This is a genomic window from Pantoea sp. S18 (assembly GCF_045689705.1).
Lineage (GTDB): Bacteria > Pseudomonadota > Gammaproteobacteria > Enterobacterales > Enterobacteriaceae > Pantoea > Pantoea symbiotica.
The window spans coordinates 3,505,488-3,528,224 of the sequence record NZ_CP142688.1; the positions used below are offsets into that span (position 1 = coordinate 3,505,488).

Sequence of the window (22,737 nt, forward strand, 5' to 3'; positions counted from 1 at the left end):
GCAAACTCATTCTGCGACAGCATTAATCCCGGTGGTCTTCAATTACGGCAAGCAGTAATTTAAGCGTGCCAAACATCAGGCAGCACACTAACAACCAACAAGCAATTAAATAAGGTGTATTAGGGAAGGTAGATTCTTGCGGTAATTGTGGTGAACTAATAACTGATAACACTTTCAATTTACGCGCAGCTTCTACTCGGGTTTTTTCAATGGCAGTCAGCGCTAATTTATACAATTCATTATCAAACGCGACCTTTGATTTTATCTCTTCGAATTCTGCCGCCATGTGATTTAATTTTTCACCCTGCGGCGCAGTGATTTTGCCTTTTTCACTTTCGATCTGCGCCTGCATGGAATCAATCGCATTACGTAAACTCACCACCTGGGGCGCATCGTCACGTAAGTAGGTCAGTAGGTTGCGCAATTCCGCTTCCATTTGCGTCTTCTGTCCGATCAATGTATTGACCAGCACATTCGCTGCTAAGGCCTGCGCTTCAGGATCCAGTACATTATTACTATTTTGATAGGCAAGGAGTTCATCCTTGCTGATTTTTAAGCGCAGACGGGCTTTCTCCATCTCTGCTTCAGCAAAACTAAGCTGTTCGCGGGCAATATGATGCGAAAGCTCATTAATAAAACGTTCTGATTCAATCAAAACTTCACGATTAAAACGCAGTGCGAATTCTGGACTAAAGCCTTGCGTCTGTAGCGTAAGCAATCCGGCTCTATCGTCGTAGGTTACGCTGATGCGCGAGCGATAATGGCGCAACAAACCTTCAGCACTCTCTCCTGCCGGCAACTTATTGAGGAAATCTAATCCGCCCTCACTGAATGCCTGATAAAAATTGATTTTTTTATCAAGCGTTAGCAGCATATCCGGTGAGTTAATATACTCTTTGAGGTAAAAAGCATCTTCCACTGAACTTGGATTAGAAGCACCCAATAGTAATCCGACATTAAGATTATTGCCGGCAAGATCATCTGAACGTTTAACGGCAACCTTTGATTCACTCACATAGCGCGGCTGACTAAAAATAGCCAGATAAACAATTAACAGCATCATTGGCGCAACAATGATAATTTCCGCCAGATGCTTTTGGATACCCGCCAGGGTGAAAACCGATAAATGCTTGTGTAAGCTGTTCTTCCTGGAATTGTCTTTCATCAATATGCATCTATCATCAAAATTTATTTAAGTATCAGGTTTGAGTTTTATTGATACGTCTCGGTAAACGCCGCCGTCATGTTTGGTCATTCCTTATAAGAAAAGACTCGCACGAATATATATCCAACATAGTGGCGGAGATTTAAGAAATGACTTGATTTACCCGCAGGTAAACCTCAGGACATTTCTCATAGAGAATAAATATCAGGGTGAGAGTGTTACACGTTAATCATTCGACTTAAAAGTTTGGTTAAAAAAAACGCCGCGACTCTCAAAGAATCAACGGCGTTTTCAATTAGGTAACGACGAATTTAACGTTCGCGCATCGCCTCTTTACCCTTATTAAACGGCTTAATCAGATAATCCATCACCGTCTTCTCTCCGGTCTTAATATCCACGGTAGAAACCATGCCGGGACTGATAGAGAAGCGCTTACCGGCTTTATTCTGCACATAGTCGTTATCGGTGCGGATAAACACGCGGTAGTAGTAAATTTCCGGCTTCACCTCATCCTGAATAGTATCCGGCGAGATACTCTCTACTACGCCGTTCAGGCCGCCATAAATGGCGTAGTCATAAGCCGAGATCTTCACCACTGCACGCTGGCCAGGACGAATAAAGGCGATGTCACGCGGTGAGAGGCGCGCTTCAATCAGCAGACGATCGTTCATCGGCACGATGTTCATCAGCTCGCCATTGGGTGGCACCACGCCGCCCACGGTCGAGACTTTGATGTTTTTCACGATACCGCGCATCGGTGAGCGGATGGTTAATCGCGTTACCGTGTCTTCGCGCCCTTTCACCACTTGCGCCATGCTGTCGGCTTCGGCGTTGGCTTTCGCCAGCTCCTCGCGCGCCTGCACGTAATATTGCGAACGCATATCGGTGAGTTTCAGCTCCAGATCCGATTTATCGCGCTGCAAACGCAGCACTTCCACGCTACTGGCAGCGCCGGTTTTCGCCAGGCGTTGCGTGATGGCCAGCTCGCGGTTGGCCAGCGCCAGCGACTCTTTGAACTGCGCGGTGGCATCGGTCAGCTGCGCGCGGCGAGTTTTGTACAGCCGCGTTTCTGATGCGATCAGATCGGGAAACTTATTCAGCTCCGCCGGGAAACTCAGCGGCTGATCGTTCACTTCCGCATTGAGGCGCGAGGCGGCAGCCAATGCCGCACGATAGCGCGCCGCACTTTCGCCGACGTTAGATTCCGATCGCGTGGCATCCAGACGCGCTACCACTTGCCCGGCCTGCACCTGATCCCCTTCATGCACATACAGCTCGGTGAGAATGCCGCCTTCCAGTGATTGCAGCACCTGATCACGCGAGCTGGGAATCACTTTGCCGGTGCCAGTGGAGACTTCATCCAGCACGCCAAACCAGGCCCAAATCACCGTAACGAGGATCAGTGCGGTACTGATCACGATCAGCCGCACCGCGCCGGTGTAATGGGTTTCGGATCGCAGCTCGCCCAGCAGATCGTCGGAGGAATCCACTTCTGCCGCCGTGACTAAGCGCAGTCTTGCCGGTAATTGTTTGATCATGATTGCGCCTCCGGCGGAATGCCGTTAGCACGCGGTGCCGGCAAGGCGTTCTCTTTCGGGCTATCCATCACCAGTTGTCCCTCCTTCAACACCAGCACACGATCCACCAACGCGAGGATCGCCGCGCGGTGCGTCGCCACGATCAAGGTGCGACCGTTAAGCCACTGACCGAGCCGTTCGATAAACTCTTTCTCGGTGTGATCGTCGAGCGCCGCCGTCGGCTCATCAAGCAGGATAATGTTGGGATCGCGCAGCAGCATGCGCGCCAGCAGCAGCGACTGACGCTGACCACCAGAAAGCCCAACGCCGCCTTCCATGATCGGATGATCAAGGCCGAGCGGCAGACGACGAATGAAATCCGCGCCGCCGCTGACGGTGAGCGCGCCAAAGATGGCATCATCGGTGGCATGTGCCGCGCCCATGGTGAGATTTTCCCGCAGCGTGCCGTGGAACAGCCGCGCGTTTTGCGTCAGCAGGCCCACGTTGCGCCGTACATCCGCTACATCAATGTGCGGCAGGCTGAGGTTGTCCAGCCGCAGTTCACCGCCAACCAGATCGATGCCGCCGATCATCGCCTGCAGCAAGGTCGATTTACCCGAACCGTTGCGTCCCAGCACCGCGATGCGCTCGCCCGGTTTGATGGTCAGGCTTTTGATGCGCAGCGCGATGTTCAGCGAATCGGTGTAGTAACGGAACATTGCGTCGGTGAATTGGTAGTGTCCAAACAGCACCGGCGTGTGAATGCGCGTTTCATCTTTGCTGTTTTCCACCGGCAAATTCATCAGCGCATCAAGGCTGCCTTTCGCCGCTTTCACCTGTTGCCAGCGCGCCAGCACGCCGCACAGCGTGGCCATCGGCGCAATCATGCGCGAGGAGAGCAGCGACGCTGCCACAATCGCACCGGTGGTGATATCACCGTTGATCACCATCGGCGCACCGATCACAATCACGCTGGCATACACCAAACCTTGTACGGTAACGCCCCAGGTAATCAGCGAGTGCATCACTTTGCGCATCTCCACGCCGGATTGCGCGGTGATGCGAATGTAGCTGTTCCACTGTTGCAGGAAGCGATCTTCCGCCTGCATCAGCTTGATATCCTCCAGCCCTTGCACGCTCTCCACCAGCACCGCATTGCGCAGCGTCGACTCTTTCAGGTTCTGCTGCGCCAGCTTCGAAAGCTTTTTCTGGCTCAGCACGCCCGGCAAGATCATCAGTAGCACCGCCACCGGTGCAATCCACGCCAGCTGCGGCGCGATAATCGCCATTACCAGCAGGAACAGCAGGAAGAACGGCATATCGACAATCGCCGTTACCGTGGTCGAGGTGACCATTTCGCGGATCGCCTCCAACTCGCGTAGCTGCGAGATAAAAGTACCGGTCGAACGCGGCACCGCGCTGTTACGCAGCCGCAGCGCGTGACCAAATACCCGATCGGAGACGCGCATATCGGCGCGCTTACCCAGCAGATCGGTTACGTGATCGCGTCCGACGCGCAGGATGTAAGTGAACACCACCGAGATGATCACGCCAATATACAGCACGTACAGCGTGGGATAGGACTGCGCCGGAATCACCCGATCGTACACCTGCATCGAGAAGATAATGCCGACCAGCGCCAGCAGGTTGATCAGGAAGGATCCGAGCATCACGTAGCCGTACGGCCGCAGATCGTGCAGCACCAAACGGCGCAGCCAATCCGGTTTCACCGTGGCGAGATAGCGATCGACGCGGCTGTCTTTAGCCGCGGTAACCGGACGCAGTGCGGCGGCAAAACGGATTTCCGGCAGCAAGGTTTCCAGCGCAATCGGCGCTGGCTGTTCATCACCGGCGAAGTGCACCCGCACTTCATCGTCGCCATCAAACTGGGTGATCACGCCCACCTGACCGTCGGCCAGTTCGATCGCCAGCGGCAAGCGCCAACTGGTGATCTCCCACTTGTTCTCTTCATACAGCTGCAACGATAAACCGGCCTGACGCGCCAGATGGCGCAATGCTTTATCGCGCGACTGTTTGCCCTGCCATTCGGCAGCGGCCATGATCATGCCCGGCGAACAGGGCAAGCGATAATGGGTGGCAATCAGGATGATTGCGGTGGCCCATCCGTGTAAGGGCACGTTTCCCCCGGACGCGCTATCGGGCGCGTCGGGAATCTGTAATTGCGTCATGGCTGGATCTCCACGGACTGGATCCGCTGATTATTCAAGGCAAACGCTGACCGCATATGCCCGGTGCTGTAGAGGCAATCGAGCTGCAGTGAGCGTAACTGACTGATGGTTTGCTGAAGCGTGAAACGGGTCTGGAATACTTCCTGCTCGGCGTTGAGTACATCCAGCAGCGGACGCGTGCCGAGTTGCAGATACTGATCCTGATACAGCGACTGGGTTTTCTCGCCCAGCGCCTGTTGCCGACCCATGATCGCCAGGCTGAGCGACAGGCTTTGCGACTCATTCTGCGACTCGCTCAACTGCTGACGCGCTTTGAGCCGTGCCGAGTTAACAGCGGCATTGGCGGCTTGCAGCGCATTGGCGGCCGCGTCCCGGCTGGCGGTGATGCCGCCGCCCTGATAGAGCGGCATTTCTACTTTCACAAATGCCGAATACTGAGTGCGATCCAGCGATTCGCTGCCGGAGTAGTGATTGTTGAGATAATGCGTCACCTGCGGTTCCAGCGAGATGGTCGGCATGTTTTGCGCGTTGGCATTATCGAGTTTGGCCTGCGCCTGATTAGCCTGCGCCCAGGCGGCCAGCACCGACGGATTGAGCTTGTCATCGGCTTTCGCCACCTGACAGGATTGGGTGAGTTTGGTGGGGAAATCATCGCTGACTTTTTTCACCAGCGGCCAGCCAAGATAGGTTGCCAGCGTGGCGCGCCAGCGATCAAGGTTGGCTTGATATTGCGTTAAGGTGGTTCGCGCGCCTTCGATACGCGCATCGGTTTGCGTAGCATCCGAAAGTGACGCCGCGCCCTCTTCATTACGCTGTCGCGCCAGATCGCCAATCTTACTCAGCGCCGTGAGCTGCTGTTGCGCAATGATCACCAGTTGCTGATAACCCTGCACTTCCACCAGCGCTGCGGCGGTATCGTGTGCCACGGTATCAATGCTCACCAGCACGTTGGCCTGCTCCTGCGCCACGCCCGCTTCGGCGGAACGCACCGAACTGCTGACCTTGCCAAAGTCATACAGCATCTGCGAAACCGATAGCACAAACGACGGGCTGAAGCCCTTTTCACTGTAAGCGTTGCTGTAGCCGTTGTTCATACCGGCACTGATTTGCGGATAATATTTGGCTTTCGCCACATCAACCTGATTGGCCTGCTCCAGCATTTTCCCTACCGCCTGAGCGATATCGGGATGCCACTGAATGGCGCGCTGCACCGCCTGGTTGATGGTCAGAAAATCGGGGACATTAGCGAGGGCGGGTTCCGCCACCTCACCGGTTAATGAAGGCAGTTCTTGCTGTTGCGCTAAACCTGCTGAGGTAATTTGCCCCGCCCGGGTTAACGCGTCACTGGCCGCTAAAAGTTGAGAACTGTAAAGTAAAGCCATGCCCGCACAGAGAACGCTGAGCTTAAACGAACGGCGAAATGTTGCGCCTGAGTGCATCAGTTCCATCGATAGTCCACCAGTCATTAAAGAGAAAGGGGCACATCCCTGTGCCCTAACTGCATCCCTGCATCACATAGCCATTAAGCCGTGTGGTTTTGGTGCGGTTGTTGCAGCAGTTCCTCCAGTGAAACGTTCACGCCTTCCAGCGTAATCAGTTGAGTACTGCTGTAACCCGTACCGGTACCATCACGGTCGATCGAGAGCACCGTATTGCCATCTGAAGTATGGTCCACTTTCACGAAATCATTAATATTACTTGTGGAATCATTCCAGCCGATAAGCAAGTTACTGACGTCAATTTTGTCGCCTTGCGCAACATTGAAGTCGGTCCAGGTATCGTGACCGTTACCGCCGGTAGCATCCGCACTCGCCAGTAAGTGATAAACCAGGGTATCTGCGCCGGCACCGCTGGTGATGGTGTCGTCGTAGGCACCGCCGGTCAGCGTGTCAGCCCCCGTGGTTCCTGTGATGGTTGGATGCAGCTCGATGGTGAACGACTGCGTGGTGATGGTGCCATCGCTTGCCGCCAGGGTGTAACTGAACACCTCTTTATGGGTAATGGATTGTCCATCCACGCCCGCATTCAGTGAGTAGGTGTAGCTACCGTTGGCCGCAATACTCAGCACACCAAAGTCCCCGGCAACCGACGTATTACCCACGCTGTGAACCGTGGTGATATCACCGTGTTCATTAGTGATACTCAAGGTTCCGGTGTGCGTACCGGTTGACGAGCCATAGATGCTGCCGCTGGCGTCGTGGTCGCTGGTGTTTTCTGCCACCAGGCTGTTAGTCGCCAGCAGCGTGCTGGTTGAAGCACCGTTATGCAGGTTCACCGTCAGGCTGGCCGAGGTCACCGCGCCGCTGGCATCACGCACCGAATAGGTGAAGACGTCGGTGGCTGGCACCAGATCGGCATCCAGTCCCGCCTTCAGCGTATAGGTGTAGTTACCGTGCGAATCGATGGTCAACGTACCGTAGCTGCTGGTGATCACCGTGTTACCGCTGGCCGCAATCGCATGTCCCGTCACCACGGTGACCGCCGTACCGTTCGGCACCGTACCGGCCACTGAACTGGTGTCGTTGGTCAACAGGTTGCCGGTGACGGTAGCCGCCACGGTCAACGCCAACGTCGTGATATCCGACGTGGTGGTGACCGTAGTTGATGGCAACACGCCAACGCCGGTGCTGGTGCCTAACAGCACGGCATAGTTACCGGTGCCGAGGTTGCTGTAGGTCACGTTGCCACCGGTTTGCGTACCAATGGTCAGGATGGTGGTGATGTAGTTGGCGTTACTGGATTTCAGCAACCAGGTGCCGTTCGCCTGCTGTTGATACAGATACAGCGTGTAGTTAGACGTCAGGGCAACCAGACTGGTGGCCGAGGCATGCAACGTCACGGTACGGGTATCGCCGGTTCCCACGTTGAACATGTAGGCGTTGGTGTTGTTCAGAACACCCACTCCCACCGTGCTAAGCAGGTTAACGCTTAGCAACGCGGTGCTGGTCGAACTGGTATTGGCGTTGGTGATGGTGCCAGTTTGCGTGGTGTAATCCACTTCGTTGACATCATTCGCCGCCACGATGTGAATCGCACCAGTGAGTGGTGTGCTGGTGGAGACGTTGCCCGCGCGGTCGGTCTGAATCACCGACAGCGAAGCACCGGTGGTCTGCGCCGTGCTCAGGCTAACCGACCATGTACCGCCGCTACCAACCGTCGCCGTACCCAGCGCGTTACCGCCCGCATCACGTACAGTTACCGTTGCCCCCACTTCACCGCTACCGGTCACCGTGGTACCGGCATCGTTGATCGCCAGGCCGCTGACAGCAGCAGGTGGCACGGTATCGACGTTCACCGTCACCGCCGTGTTACCGGTGCTGACGTTACCCGCCGTATCGGTGACCGTTACGCTCAACGGATGCGCACCGTTCGCCAGTGCAGTTGGGGTGTAAGTCCAGCTGCCACCCGCACCTACCGTTACCGAGCCGAGCGCGGTAGTGCCATCGTAGATGGTGACAATCGCACCCACTTCCGCCGTGCCGTTCAGTACCGGCGTGGTGTCACGGGTGTACGCGCCATTGGTCAGCGTTACTGGCGTGCTGCCAGCGTCGTCGGTAATGGTGAGCGTACTGGCCGCTGGCGCTATGGTGTCGATGGTCAGCGTGGTCGACGCATTCGGGCTCACGTTGCCCGCCGCATCGGTCGCCGTCACGTTCAGCGTGTGCGTGCCGTTGCTCAGCGTGGTGGAGACGAAGCTCCAGGTGCCGCCGCTGCCCACCGTAGTGGTGCCGAGCAATGTGGTGCCGTCGTACACGCTGATCCTTGCGCCGACTTCACCGTTACCACTCAACAACGGTGTGTTGTCGTTGGTGATGCCATTGTTCGGGATGGTCACCGCCGTGCTGCCGTTGTTATTGGCGGCCACAAGGTTGGTCACAGCCGCTGGCGGCGTAGTATCGATAATCACCGAGGCCGACGTCGTGCCGCTGACGTTACCGGCGGTATCTGTCACCGTCACGCTCAGTGGATGCGTGCCGGTGGTCAATACGCCAGTAGTGAAGGTCCATGCGCCGGAGCCATTGGCAATCGCCGTACCCAGCAGCGTGCTGCCATCGTATATGGAGACACGGCTGCCCGCTTCCGCTACGCCGCTCAGGGTTGGCGTGGTGTCATTGGTGGAACCGCCGCTCGGCACCGTGGTGTTGGTGACGTCGTTAGTGATCACCAGCGTTGACGCCGTTGGTGCCACGGTATCTACGGTAATGGAAACCGTCGCCGACGCGCTGCTGGTGTTACCCGCTGCATCAGTCACCGTCACGCTCAGTGGATGCGTGCCGTTGCTCAGCGTGGCGGTAGTGAAGCTCCATGCACCCGAACCATTGGCGGTGGTGGAACCAATTGCGGTCGACCCGTCGTAGATGGTGACAATCGCGTTCGCTTCCGCCGTCCCGCTCAGGGTTGGCGTGGCGTCATCGGTAACTGCACCGTTCGCCAGCGTCCCCTGAATCGTACCGACATCATCGGTGATCACCAGATTGGTCACCGGATTCGGTGCCACGGTATCAATCGTCAGGGTGGTTGAGGCGTTAGGGCTTACGTTGCCCGCCGCATCCGTTGCCGTGACGTTCAACGTATGCGCACCGTTACTCAGCGCCGTTGAAACAAAGCTCCATGTGCCGTTGCTGCCCACCGTGGTGGTGCCCAGCAGCGTGGTGCCATCGTAAACGCTGATGCGTGCACCAATCTCACCCGAACCGGTCAACAGCGGCGTATTGTCGTTGGTCACGCCGTTGTTCGGAATGGTCACCGCCGTGCTGCCGTTGTTGTTGGCGGCAACAAGGTTGGTGACAGCCGCTGGCGGCGTGGTATCGATAATCACCGAAGCGGAGGTGCTGCCGCTGACGTTACCGGCTGCGTCTGTTACCGTGACGCTCAATGGATGCGTGCCGGTGGAAAGCACGCCGGTGGTGAAAGTCCATGCGCCCGTGCCACTGGCAATCGCCGTACCCAGCAAGGTGCTGCCATCGTAGATGGAGACACGACTGCCGGCTTCGGCCACACCGCTCAGGGTTGGCGTGTTGTCATTGGTGGAACCCCCGCTCGGCACCGTGGTGCTGGTGATGTCGTTGGTGATCACCAACGTTGATGCCGTCGGTGCCACTGTATCCACGGTGATAGAAACCGTCGCCGATGCGCTGCTGGTGTTACCGGCCGCATCTTTGACCGTCACGCTCAGCGGATGCACGCCGTTGCTCAGCGTCGCGGTGGTGAAGGTCCACGCGCCGCCCGTTCCGGCCACCACTGAACCCAACACCGTGGTGCCATCGTAGATGGTGACAATCGCATTGGCTTCCGCCGTACCGCTCAGGGTTGGCGTGGCATCATCGGTCACCGCACCGTTCGCCAGCGGCCCCTGACTTGCCCCCACATCATCGTTGATCGCCAGGTTAGTGACGGGCGCCGGAGCCACGGTATCCACCGTCAGAGTCAGCGTTGCGTTCGGGCTAACGTTGCCCGCTGCATCTCTCGCCGTGACGTTGAAGGTGTGCGCACCATCCGCCAGCGTTGGCGTGGTGAAGCTCCATGCACCGTTACTGCCGGCGGTGACAGAACCGATAATCGAGGTGCCATCGCGGATGATCACCAGGCTGCCTGCTTCTGCCGTACCGCTCAGCGCTGGGGTGTTGTCATTGGTGCTGCCGTTATTGGCAATCGCAACCGGCGTGCTGCCGTTGTTGTTGGCCGCAGCCAGACCGGTTACAGCCACCGGCGCGACGGTATCAATAATTACCGTCGCCGAGGTGCTGCCGCTGACGTTACCGGCGGCATCTGTGACCGTGACGCTCAGTGGATGCGAACCTTGCGCCAGCACTGCGGTGGTGAAGGTCCATGCGCCAGTGCCACTGGCAATCGCCGTACCGAGCAGCGTGCTGCCATCGTAGATCGACACGCGACTACCGGCTTCCGCCGTGCCGCTCAGCGTTGGCGTGCTGTCGTTGGTTGAACCGCCATTCGGCACCGTGGTGCTGGTGACGTCGTTGGTGATCAACAAGGTTGAGTTGGCTGGTGCCACCGTATCGACATTGACCGTAAAGTTGGTCGCCGCGCTGGTGTTGCCCGCCGCATCGCGCACCGTCACGCTCAACGGATGCGATCCGTCGCTCAGCGCGGCGGTGGTGAAGCTCCATGCACCGCCCGTTCCGGCCACCACAGAACCCAACACCGTGGTGCCTTCCGAGATAATCACGATATTGCCGGCGGTTGCGGTACCGGTCAGCGTTGGCGTGTTGTCATCGGTAGAGGCACCGCTGGTGAGCGTTCCTTGTGTCGCGCCCACATTGTCAGAAACCACCAGATTGGTGACCGGCGTTGGCGCGGCTGTGGTTATGGTGAAGCTGATTGATGCATTCGGACTGACGTTACCGGCAAGGTCGGTAGACGTCACGTTCAGGGTATGCAGACCATCCGCCAGCGTAGGTGAGGTGAAGCTCCACGCGCCGTTGCTGCCAGCGGTGACAGAACCGATCACGGTGGTGCCATCGCGGATGACCACTACGCTGCCCGCTTCCGCCGTGCCGCTCAGCGCTGGCGTGTTGTCGTTGGTGTTGCCTCCTGCAGCAATCGCCACTGGCGAACTGCCGTTATTGTTGGCTGCCGCCAAACCGCTCACGGCCGTTGGTGCTACGGTATCGACGATCACCGTAGCAGTGCTGGATGCCACGCTGGTGTTACCCGCTGCATCGGTCACGCGGACGGTCAGTGGATGACTGCCTTCGCCCAGCACCGGTGAAATAAAGCTCCATGCGCCGCCTGTTCCGGCGGCAACCGAACCGAGCAAGGTCGTACCATCATAAACGCTGACGATACTGCCCACTTCCGCCGTACCGCTCAGGGTTGGCGTGTTGTCGTTGGTCGAACCGCCATTTGGCACAACCGTGCTGGTGACGTCGTTGGTGACCACCAGCGTCGATGCGTTTGGTGCCACGGTATCGACGGTAAGGTTCACCGCCGCAGAACGTGGTCCAATGTTCCCCGCCGTATCCGTCACGGTGACGCTCAGCGCATGTCCGCCCTGGCTCAGGGTTGGCGACGTGAAGCTCCATACGCCGAGGCCATTGGCGGTGGTCGAGCCGATAACGGTGTTGCCATCATAAACCGTGACAATGCCGTTGGCTTCGGTGGTACCGGTAAGCTGCGGTGTGCTGTCGTTAGTCGAGCCATTGTTGGCAATCGGCACTGGCGAGCCACCGTTGTTATTGGCGGCGGCCAGGTCGGTGACAGCGACAGGGGCAACGGTATCAATAGTGAAGTTCACCGTTGGCGACGTTTCGCCTGGATTGTTCTGCGAATCGACCGTGGTGACATAGATACCGTGCGGTCCATCGGTCAGCGTCGGCGTGAAGGTCCATTGTCCGGAAGCGCCGACCGTGAGGCTGCCCAACACCGCTGCGCCATCGTGGATGGTGATCACATCACCCTCAGCCGCCGCACCGGTTAATACCGGTGTGCCGTCCTTGATATTGGCGCCGTCATTCACTGTAACCAGTGAACTGCCGCTATCGTCGCTGATCACCAGCGTGCTGGCGGTAGGTGGCATATCCGCTGCGATATTCAGCGTAAACGCCGGGCTGCTCACCGCGCTGACGTTGCCTGCGGCATCGGTCACCGTGAAAGTGAAGCTATGCGAACCGTTAGAGAGCGCACTGCCCGGTGTGAAGCTCCATGTGCCGCCAGTGGCGATAACCGTACCCAGCAGCGTGGTGCCATCGTAAACCGACACGCGGCTGCCCGCTTCAGCGGAACCGCCCAGGGTTGGCGTGCTGTCATCGGTGGTTGCGCCTGACGTCAACGGACCGGTGCTGCCACCGACATTGTCCGTTGCCGTGAGGTTGCTAACCGTTGCCGGCGCGGCGGTATCGATATTGATAGTAATCGGCGTAGCTTCTGGACCGGTGGTGCCTGCGGCGTTAGTGACCGACACGGTGTAGCTGTGTTGACCATCTGCGCGCACGCTGGTTTCGAAACGCCACACGCCGTTATCACCTACCGTGGTGGTGCCGAGTAAGGTGCTGCCTTCGTAGATGTTGATGGTGGTGCCCGCGACGCCGGTACCGCGCAACACTGGCGTGTTGTCGTTGGAGTAACCGTTATTCGCCACCTGCGAGGCTGTGGTATTGGCGTTGTTGTAGACGCCAAAGGTCAGCACCGCCGCTGGAGTTGAGGTATCCACCGTCAGGGATACCGAGGCATTGGAGCTAATATTGCCCGCCGCATCGGTCACGGTGACGTTCAGCGTGTGTGTTGCATCAGTCAGCGTGCTGGTGGTGATGCTCCATGCGCCGTTGCTGCCTGCCACGGTTGAGCCGACTAAGGTGGTGCCGTCATAGACCCGCACGATGGCATTGGCTTCCGCCGTGCCGCTGATGGCTGGCGTGTTGTCATTGGTGATACCACCATCCGCAATGGTAACCGGTGAGCCACCATTGTTGTTTTGCAGCAGCAGATCGTCAGCTGGCTGCGGTGCGGTGGCATCCACCACCACGGTAAAGCTGGAGGATGGCGCACTGACGTTGCCGACCTCATCGGTCACGGTGGCGGTCAGCGTATGCGAACCGTCGGTTAAGGCTGGAGAACTAAAGCTCCAGGTGCCGCCTGCCGTTGCTGTGGCAGTCCCGATCACCGTGTTGCCATCGTAGATAGTGACCAGACTGCCCGCTTCCGCATTCCCGCTCAGCAACGGCGTGTTGTCGCTGGTGGTTGCGCCATTCGGTATCAGCACAGGCGAGCCGCCGTTGTCATTGTTAACCACCAGCGTGGTTGGCGCTGGTGCAACACTGTCGACGGTGAAACCAATCGCCGGTGACGCCGTACTCACGTTTCCTGCGGCATCCACCACGGTGGTGGTCAGACTGTGCAGCCCTTCTCCCAGCGTTGGCGATGTGAAGCTCCACTGGCCGTTGCTGCCCACCGAAGCACTACCGATGATGTTGGTGCCATCACGGATAATCACCGTGCTGCCCGCTTCGGCGGTACCGGTGAGGAATGGCGTGTTGTCGTTAGTGAAACCGCCGTTGGTAATCGCAACCGGCGAGGTGCCTTCATCGTTGCTGGCAACCACGTTCAACGCCGCAGCCGGTGGTGTGGCGTCGATCACTACACCAATGGTGCTCGGCGCACTGACGTTACCCGCCGCATCGCTGGCAGTGACGCTGAAGGTATGGGTGCCATCCGCCAGCGCAGTCGCCGGCGTGAAGGTCCAGGTTCCGCCCGCGCCGACGGTAGTCGATCCCAGCACGCCGTTCTGATCGGACACGGTGATGATGCTGCCCACCTGTCCAGAACCGCTCAGCACTGGCGTGTTGTCGTTGGTGAGACCGCCGTTTGGAATGTTAATTGGCGTGCCGATATCGTTGGTCAGCGTCAGCCCGGTTGCTGCTGGCGGCGCCACGGTATCAACGGTGACGGTGATGGTGCTGCTGGCCGGTCCAGTGTTACCCGCCGCGTCACGTACCGTCACGCTCAGGTTGTGGGTGCCATCGGTCAGACTTGGTGAGAAGCTCCAGGCGCCCAGCGCATTGGCAACAGCGCTGCCGAGCACGGTGGTGCCGTCAGACACAATAACGATGCTGTTCGCTTCCGCCGTACCACTCAGCACTGGCGTGTTGTCGTTGGTGGTGCCGTTGTTGGCAATCGGTACCGGCGAACCGCCATTGTCATTGTTGAGCGCCAGCCCAGTTGCCGCGCCTGGCGCAACGGTATCCACCGTAAAGGCGATGGCCGTGGACGCCGGGCCGACGTTACCCGCCGGATCGGTGACGGTCGCCGTCAGGCTGTGACCGCCTTCACCCAGCGTTGGCGTGGTGAAGCTCCATTGGCCGTTACTGCCGACAATCACGGAGCCCAGCACAGTGGTGCCATCCAGCACCGTCACCGTACTTCCAGCCTCGGCGGTGCCACCAATCGCAGGAGTGGCATCGTTGGTGGTGCTGCCTGCGGCGATGGTGACTGGTGTGCCGCCGTTGTTGTTGTTAAGGGTAATCGCCGTTGGAGCCACCGGCGGCGTGGTATCGATGCTGAAGTTCAGCGCCGCAGATGGCGCACTGATGTTGCCTGCAGGATCGGTCACGGTGGTGGTCAGGCTGTGTGCGCCCTCGCCCAACGCCGTGGCGGGTGTGAAGCTCCAGGTGCCGCCGCTGCCGACCACCACCGAACCGAGCACCAGGCTGCCATCAGAGATAATGACCGTGCTGCCCACTTCGGCGTTGCCGCTTAACACTGGCGTGGTGTCGTTAGTTGCGCCACCTGCCGCAATCGGAACCGCCGTTTGGCCGGAATCATTGCTCAACTGCAGACCGGTCGCCGCTGATGGTGCCTGCGTATCCACGGTAAAGGTGATAGCGGTAGACGGTGAGCTGCTGTTGCCAGCAGCGTCGGTCACGGTCGCCGTCAGGCTGTGACTGCCCTGACTCAGCGCTGGTGTAGTGAAGCTCCATGCGCCGCCGCTACCTGCAATCGCCGTGCCCAATACCGTGGTGCCATCGCGCACGGTGACGATGCTGCCCGCTTCAGCACTGCCACTCAACACCGGCGTGGTGTCGTTGGTGGCGCCGCCCGTAGCAATCGGCGTTGGTGTACTGCCCTGATCGTTATTGAGGACCACCGCCGTTGCCGCTGGCGGTGGCGTGGTGTCGATAGTCACCGCGATCGCCGTTGATGCCGGACCCACGTTACCCGCCGTATCGGTGACGGTCGTGGTCAGGCTGTGCGTACCCGGATCAAGAGGTGTGGTGGGCGTGAAGCTCCATTTGCCATCGGTACCGACTGTGGTGCTGCCCAGCACCGTGGTGCCATCACGCACGGTAACCACGCCGCCCGCTTCGGCGCTGCCGCTTAATACCGGCGTGGTGTCGTTGGTGCTACCGCCAGCGGCAATAGGCACTGGCGTGCTGCCATTGTCATTGCTGAGCTGCAGCGCAGTGGCAGCGGCTGGCGGTGTGGTATCCACGCTGAAAGTGATAGGTGTTGACGCGCCGCTGCTATTGCCCGCCGGATCGGTGACGGTAGTGGTCAGGCTATGCGCGCCATCGCCCAGCGCGGTGGCTGGCGTAAAGCTCCAGCTGCCGTCGCTGCCCGCTGTCGCGGTGCCCAGCACCGTGGTGCCATCGCGCACAGTGACGGTGCTGCCCGCTTCCGCCGTGCCACGCAATATTGGCGTGCTGTCGTTGGTGATGCCGCCAGTGGCAATGATGGTGCCGCCATCGTTGCTCAACTGCAGGCCGGTTGAGGTGGCTGGAGCCTGGGTATCAACGGTGAAGTTGATTGGCGTAGACGGATCACTGACGTTACCCGCAGCGCTGGTGACGGTGGTGGTCAGGCTATGTTCGCCTTCGCTCAACGCTGGTGTGCTGAAGCTCCAGCTGCCGCCGCTGCCGACCACAACGGTGCCCAGCACGGTGCTGCCATCCAGCACTGTTACCGTGCTGCCCGCCGCCGCCGTACCGCTGATCACCGGCGTGGTGTCGTTGGTGGCGCCGTTATTCGCAATAGGCACTGGTGTGCTGCCGTTGTCGTTATTCAGCACCACGCTGCCTGCCACTGGCGGCTGCGTGGTGTCGATGTTGACGGTGATCGGCGTCGAGGTTGGGCCGACGTTACCGGCCGCATCGGTGACGGTGGTGGTAAGCGTGTGCTCACCCGCCGTTAACGGCGTGGTTGGCGTAACGCTCCACGATCCATCGCTGCCAACGGTCGCGCTGCCAATCACGGTGGTGCCATCACGTACCGTGACGATGCTGCCCGCTTCTGCGGTGCCACTCAGCGCTGGCGTGGTGTCGTTGGTGGTGCCGCCTGCGGCAATCGGTACCGGCGTCGTGCCTTCGTTGTTGCTGAGTTGCAGACCCGTTGCCGCCGCAGGTGGCGTGATATCCACGGTGACCACAATTGGCGTAGATGGCGCACCGGTGTTACCCGCTGGGCTGGTAACGGTGGCGGTCAGGCTGTGGCTGCCTTCGTTCAGCGCTGGCGTGGTGAAGCTCCATGTTCCGCCGCTGCCAACCGTCACGGTGCCGAGCACGTTGCCGCCATCAGAAACGGTAATGGTGCTGCCCGCTGCTGCGGTGCCGCTCAATACTGGCGTTGCATCGTTGGTTGCCGCGCCAGAGGTAATCGGAACTGGCGTGCCGCTGGTGTCGTTACTCAGCTGCACACCGCCCGGTGCTGGCGGTGCCGTAGTGTCGATGGTGAAGGTTAACGGCGTGCTCGCTGCGCCGGTATTGCCCGCCGCATCGGTCACGGTGGTGGTCAGGCTGTGCGCACCATCGCCGAGCGTTGGAGAGGTAAAGCTCCAGTTGCCATCGTTGCCGACGGTAACCGAACCCAACGGCGTGCCGCCATCGGAAACCGTCACAATGCTGCCCGGCTCCGCGCGACCACTCAATACTGGCGTCACATCGTTGGTGGTGCCGCCATCCGCGACCGGCACCAGCGTGCCGCTGCCATCATTGCTGAGCTGCAGATCGGTGGCGGCTGCGGGTGGTGTGGTATCAACAATCACAATCACCACTGATGATGACGGGCCAACGTTACCGGCCGTATCGGTGACGGTGGTGGTGAGATTGTGCTGTCCTTCAGTCAGCGGAGTGGTTGGCGTGAAGCTCCAGTTGCCGTCGGTGCCGGTGGTTGCAGTGCCCAGCACGGTGGTGCCATCACTCACCGTAACGGTGCTGCCCGGTTCGGCGGTGCCGTTAAGAGTTGGCGTGGTGTCGCTGGTGGTGCTACCTGAGGCCAGCGGCGTTCCGTCGTCATTGGTGAACTGCACATTGCCCGCCGCCGCAGGCGGTTGGGTATCGATGGTCACGGTCACCGGCGTTGAAGCCGGACCGGTATTGCCTGCTGGATCGGTAACGGTTGAAGTCAGGCTATGACCGCCATCGCTCAGCGGTGGCGTGGTGTAACTCCAGGTGCCGTCTGTACCTACCGTGGTGGTGCCGAGCACAGTGGTGCCATCCGAGATGGTTACCGTACTGCCCGCTTCACCGCTGCCGGTCAGCGTTGGTGTGTTGGTGTTAGTGCTGCTGCCATCCGTGATCGGCACGCCAGCACCATCTTCCAGCCCCACGCCGGTTGGTGCGCCTGGCACTACGGTATCGATGGTGATGTTGATGGTTGGCGAATCGGTATCGACGCCGGTGGTGGCGTTAGTGGCGACAGCGTGGAAAGCGTAGTTGCCATCGGCCAGCGCCGCTGGCGTGAAGTTCCACTGCCCATCGCTGCCCGCGACGGTGCTGCCAATGACGGTGGTGCCGTTATACAGCGTGATGAGATCGCCCGCGCCCGCCAGCCCGCTGAGAATTGGCGTAGTGTCGTGGGTGCTGGAGTTGTTTGGCAGTTCAACCAGCGTGCTGCCGCTGTCGTCGGTGACCACCAGCAAGCTGCTGGTCGCCGGAACGCCGGCATCGACATTCAGGGTGAATACCGGCGACGACGGGCTCACGTTGCCTGCCGCATCGGTAACGGTGGTGGTCAGGCTGTGTTGGCCGTTGGTCAGCGCGTTATCTGGCGTGAAGCTCCAGCTGCCGTCGCTGCCCGCTGTCGCTGAGCCCAGCAATGTGGTGCCGTCATACACACGCACCACCGATCCCGCTTCGGCGGTGCCGGTCAGGGTTGGCGTGCTGTCATCAGTGATAGCGCCAGAGGTCAACGGACCGGTGCTGCCACCGACGTTATCGTTGACCACCAGGCCACTGACCGGCGCTGGCGCGATGGTATCTACACTGAAGGCGATCGGTGTGGTCGCCGGGCTGACATTACCCGCCGCATCGGTAACGGTGGTGGTCAGGCTGTGATTGCCCTCCGCCAGCGTCGGCGTGGTGAAGCTCCAGTTACCGTCGCTGCCAACGGTAACGGTGCCAAGCACGGTGTTGCCATCCAGAATAGTGACTTTGCTGCCCGCTTCCGCCGTGCCGCTCAGCACTGGCGTCGCATCATTGCTGGCCCCTCCCGCCACAATCGGCTGGGTAATGCTGCCCGCGTCGTTGGTGAGTTCCACACCGGATGCGGCATCCGGCGCGATGGTGTCCACGATGATGTTGATGGTTGCAGTATCAGTAACGTTGCCGTTGGCATCGGTGATGGTGCCATGCAGCGCGTGCGGACCATCCGTCAGACCGCTGAGGTAGAAGATCCACTGGCCGTTGCTGCCCGCCGTGGTGCTGCCCAGCAAGGTGGTGCCGTCATACAGTGTGATGATGTTACCAGCACCCGCCACACCGCTTAATACCGGGCTGTCGTTGTTGGTGCTGGCACCGTCAGTCAGCTGCGCGACGGTATTGCCGTTTTCGTCCGTCACTTCCAGCGACGAAGTGGCAGGAGGAATATCTGCATCAACGGTGATAACAATCGGCGGACTGGCTGGGCCAACGTTACCGGCCGTATCAGTTGCCGTGACGGTAAAGGTGTGATCGCCGTTGCTCAGCGCTGGCGTGGTGAAACTCCAGGTGCCGTCGGTGCCCACGGTGGTGTTGCCCAGCAGCGTGGTGCCATCGTAAATGCTGATAGTGGCATTCGGCTCGCCGGTGCCGCTCAGGGTTGGTGCGCGGTCATCGGTGGTGTCGCCAGAGGTTAATGGTCCTTGTACCGCGCCGACGCTATCTTCGATCACCAAATTGCCCACCACGGCTGGCGGCGTGGTATCCACCGTCACGGTGACCGGAGATGATGCCGGACCGGTATTGCCAGCGGGATCGGTGACGGTGGTGGTCAGGCTGTGATTGCCATCAGCCAGCGTTGGCGTAGTGAAACTCCAGTCGCCATCGCTGCCGACGGTTGCAGTGCCGAGCACGGTGGTGCCATCCAGCACCGTCACGGTGCTGCCCGGTTCGGCCGTGCCGCTGAAGGTTGGCGTATTGTCATTGGTGGTGCTGCCAGCGGCAATCGGCACTACGGTACCGCCGTTGTTGTCACTCAGTTGCAGATCGGCTGCCGCCGCAGGCGCAACGTTATCAATGGTGATAGTAAGCGTGCCGGAATCGGTCACATTGCCGGTGGTATCTGTTGCAGTGGCGTGGAAGGCGTAAGTCCCGTCTGGCAGCGCGCCAGGCGTAAAGCTCCATTGCCCATCGGCACCTGCCACGGTGCTGCCCAGCAGCGTGGTGCCGTTGTACAACTCAATCACCGCGCCCGCTGACGCCAGGCCGCTAAGAATTGGCGTGGTGTCATGCGTGCTGGAGCCGTCTGGCAGGATTTTCAGCGTACTGCCGCTGTCATCGGTGATTTGCAGCGTGCTGGTGGTCGGCGCGACGCCCGCATCAACCGTGAAGTTCACCCCGGTTGTCGCTGGACTGACGTTGCCCGCCGCATCGGTCAGCGTCACGCTCAGCGTGTGCTGGCCATTGTTCAGCGCTGGCGTCGTGAAACTCCAGGTGCCATCGCTGCCGACAGTAGCGCTGCCGAGCAGCGTGCTGCCGTCGTAGATTTTAACGATGGCGTTAACTTCGCCGTTGCCGCTCAGCGTTGGCGTGTTGTCATCGGTAGTCGAACCCGCAGTAATTGGGCCGGTAGCTCCGCCGACGTTATCGCTGATCACCACATTGCTGGCCCCTGCTGGAGCCTGGGTATCCACGGTGAAGGTGATCGGGCTGGAGGTTGGGCCGACGTTCCCTGCTGCATCGGTGACGGTGGCAGTAATGCTGTGGCCGCCCTCCGTCAGCGTTGGTGAAGTGAAGCTCCATGTGCCGTTGCTGCCCACGGTTGCGGTGCCGAGTATGGTATCGCCATCACGCACGGTGACGGTGCTGCCCGGTTCTGCGGTGCCGCTCAGTACTGGCGTGGTGCTATTGGTCGCACCACCGGAAGCGATCGGTTGCAGCGTGCTGCCATCGTTATCACTCAGCGTGACGCCACCGGCCGCAGCAGGTGGCACGGTATCCACGGTGATGGTGATAACCGGCGTTTGCGTCACGTTGCCAGAGGTATCCGTTACCGAGGCGTGGAACGCGTAACTGCCATCTGCCAATGCGGCTGGCGTAAAGGTCCACTGTCCATCGCTGCCCGCGACCACGCTACCCAACACGGTGCTGCCGTTATACAGCGTGATCAGTGCGCCAGCAGTTGCCAGACCACTCAAGGTTGGTGTGTTGTCGTGCGTGCTGCCACCGTTGCTGAGCTGCACCAGCGTATTGCCGGAATCGTCGGTGATTTCGAGCGAGGTGGTTGCTGGGGGAATACCGGCCTGCACGTTGATATCATAAGGTGCTGAAGGCGCACTGACGTTGCCCGCCGCATCGGTTAAGGTCACGGTCAGGCTGTGGCTACCGTTGCTCAAAGCTGTGGTGGTGTAACTCCAGGTTCCGTCGCTACCCACGACCGCCGTACCCAGTAGCGTTTGCCCATCGTAGACGCTGACAATCGCGCCCACTTCACCGCTACCGGTAAGCGTTGGCGTGTTGTCATCGGTAGTGCCGCCATTGGTAACCGTACCGGAACTGCCGCCCGAGTTATCGTTGACCAGCAGGTCAGTTACTGCTGTCGGCGCTTGCGTATCCACCGTGAAGGTGATGGTGGTGGCTGGGCTGGTATTCCCCGCTGCATCGGTTGCAGTGATGCTCAGCGTATGGCTGCCCTGACTGAGTTCGGGGCTGGTAAAGCTCCAGGCACCGTTGCTGCCGACAGTGACACTGCCAAGCACCGTATCGCCATCGCGGATGGTGATAATCGAGCCCGCTTCAGCGGTTCCGCTCAGCACTGGCGTGGTGTCTTTGGTCGCGCCGCCGTTGGTGATTGGCTGCGCAGTGGTACCGCTGTTGTTAATCACGCTCAGGCCGCCAACGGCGGTTGGTGCGACGGTATCCACGGTGAAATCTACCGGATTGGTTGCCGGACTGGTGTTACCCGCCGCGTCGGTGACGGTGGCGGTCAGGCTGTGCTGACCGTCCGCCAGCGCAGGCGTGGTAAAGCTCCAGCGGCCATCCGCGCCAACGGTCACCGTGCCGAGCAGCGTCGTGCCATCGTAAATACTGACAATGGCACCCGCTTCAGCGGTGCCGCTCAGGGTTGGCGTGTTGTCATCGGTAATTGCGCCCGCACCAATCGCGCCCTGATAGGGCCCAACCGTGTCGTTAATCACCAAATCCGTGATGGCGGTTGGCGGCGTAGTGTCATCGCCACCACCGGGATTGGTTGGGTTGGTCGGATTGGTCGGGTTAGTAGGATTGCCGCCGTTGTTGCCGTCATCGGGGTTACTCGGCGTGGCATTTCCGCCACCGCCACCGCCCGAACCGGCAAACATCGCACCTAAACCAGCCAGCGCCGCACCACCGATACCGAAGGCGGCGATGGTGCCGTCATTGGTGGTGTTTTCCGCTAACAGCCCTTCGGTGCTGTCGATAGAGACGTAATGGAAACCTTCAGTACCGGGATCTTCAACCCACCACATCGCGCCGCGATCGTCCTGCAGGACCAGATCGCTATCACCGTTCGGGCTGTAAAAATTATGAATAACAAGGACTTCACCAGATTTTGTGGTGACGACTAAATCATTACCATTGCGTGTGAAAGACTTAATATCAGACTGATTAAGATGCAGCTTCACCAAACTCGGAGCGGTCAAATTAACTTGATTTCCACTCAGCTCAGAAGCAACGGTCCCACCTTTTGGGGTTACTGAGATATTATTCATGTTATCGAGATCCCGCGAAGTTCCATTAAAATGCCCGGCATCCGCAGACACCGGCTTTTACCGTGAATAATCACCATGAATATTCACTTTTTCTCTTGTTCGATCTCATACAGGCTAAGAATGAAATCGCGTTGAGTTTTGTTTAGCCGCCATCCTGATAACTGATTGGATTTATTTCTAAAAATCACCACGGGAAAAAGTTTTATTTTCTCAATTGGCCGGGCACAAATGACGTGAAACGCATGGAGCCCA

The 22,737-nt window shown here is 59.3% G+C and carries 5 protein-coding genes; all 5 read right to left on the reverse strand.

What is annotated here, in order from left to right:
• Window positions 1–22: 22 nt before the first annotated feature.
• The 5 genes from VIJ98_RS16335 to VIJ98_RS16355 all read right to left on the reverse strand — a co-directional run bounded on the left by VIJ98_RS16335 (window position 23) and on the right by VIJ98_RS16355 (window position 22,485).
• On the reverse strand, window positions 23–1,165 hold the full coding sequence (locus tag VIJ98_RS16335; protein ID WP_154155300.1) for a capsule biosynthesis protein: 1,143 nt from the start codon (window positions 1,163–1,165) through the stop codon (window positions 23–25).
• Between the two features lie 311 nt (window positions 1,166–1,476).
• Window positions 1,477–2,703 (reverse strand): HlyD family type I secretion periplasmic adaptor subunit, encoded by a 1,227-nt coding sequence (locus VIJ98_RS16340; protein ID WP_008107279.1) that lies wholly within the window; start codon window positions 2,701–2,703, stop codon window positions 1,477–1,479.
• Window positions 2,700–4,871 (reverse strand): type I secretion system permease/ATPase, encoded by a 2,172-nt coding sequence (locus tag VIJ98_RS16345; protein WP_008107276.1) that lies wholly within the window; start codon window positions 4,869–4,871, stop codon window positions 2,700–2,702. The genes VIJ98_RS16340 and VIJ98_RS16345 overlap by 4 nt, the downstream gene beginning before the upstream one ends.
• Window positions 4,868–6,319 (reverse strand): TolC family outer membrane protein, encoded by a 1,452-nt coding sequence (locus VIJ98_RS16350; RefSeq protein WP_154155296.1) that lies wholly within the window; start codon window positions 6,317–6,319, stop codon window positions 4,868–4,870. The genes VIJ98_RS16345 and VIJ98_RS16350 overlap by 4 nt, the downstream gene beginning before the upstream one ends.
• A gap of 74 nt (window positions 6,320–6,393) precedes the next feature.
• Window positions 6,394–22,485: an Ig-like domain-containing protein gene (locus VIJ98_RS16355; protein WP_323275025.1), complete on the reverse strand. Its 16,092-nt coding sequence runs from the start codon at window positions 22,483–22,485 to the stop codon at window positions 6,394–6,396.
• Between the last annotated feature and the right edge of the window lie 252 nt (window positions 22,486–22,737).

Bases quoted from the DNA above. Each gene is read 5' to 3' on its own strand.
- VIJ98_RS16350 (WP_154155296.1), bottom strand. From the start codon at position 6,319: ATGGAACTGATGCACTCAGGCGCAACATTTCGCCGTTCGTTTAAGCTC.
- VIJ98_RS16340 (WP_008107279.1), bottom strand. From the start codon at position 2,703: ATGATCAAACAATTACCGGCAAGACTGCGCTTAGTCACGGCGGCAGAA.
- VIJ98_RS16355 (WP_323275025.1), bottom strand. From the start codon at position 22,485: ATGAATAATATCTCAGTAACCCCAAAAGGTGGGACCGTTGCTTCTGAG.
- VIJ98_RS16345 (WP_008107276.1), bottom strand. From the start codon at position 4,871: ATGACGCAATTACAGATTCCCGACGCGCCCGATAGCGCGTCCGGGGGA.
- VIJ98_RS16335 (WP_154155300.1), bottom strand. From the start codon at position 1,165: ATGAAAGACAATTCCAGGAAGAACAGCTTACACAAGCATTTATCGGTT.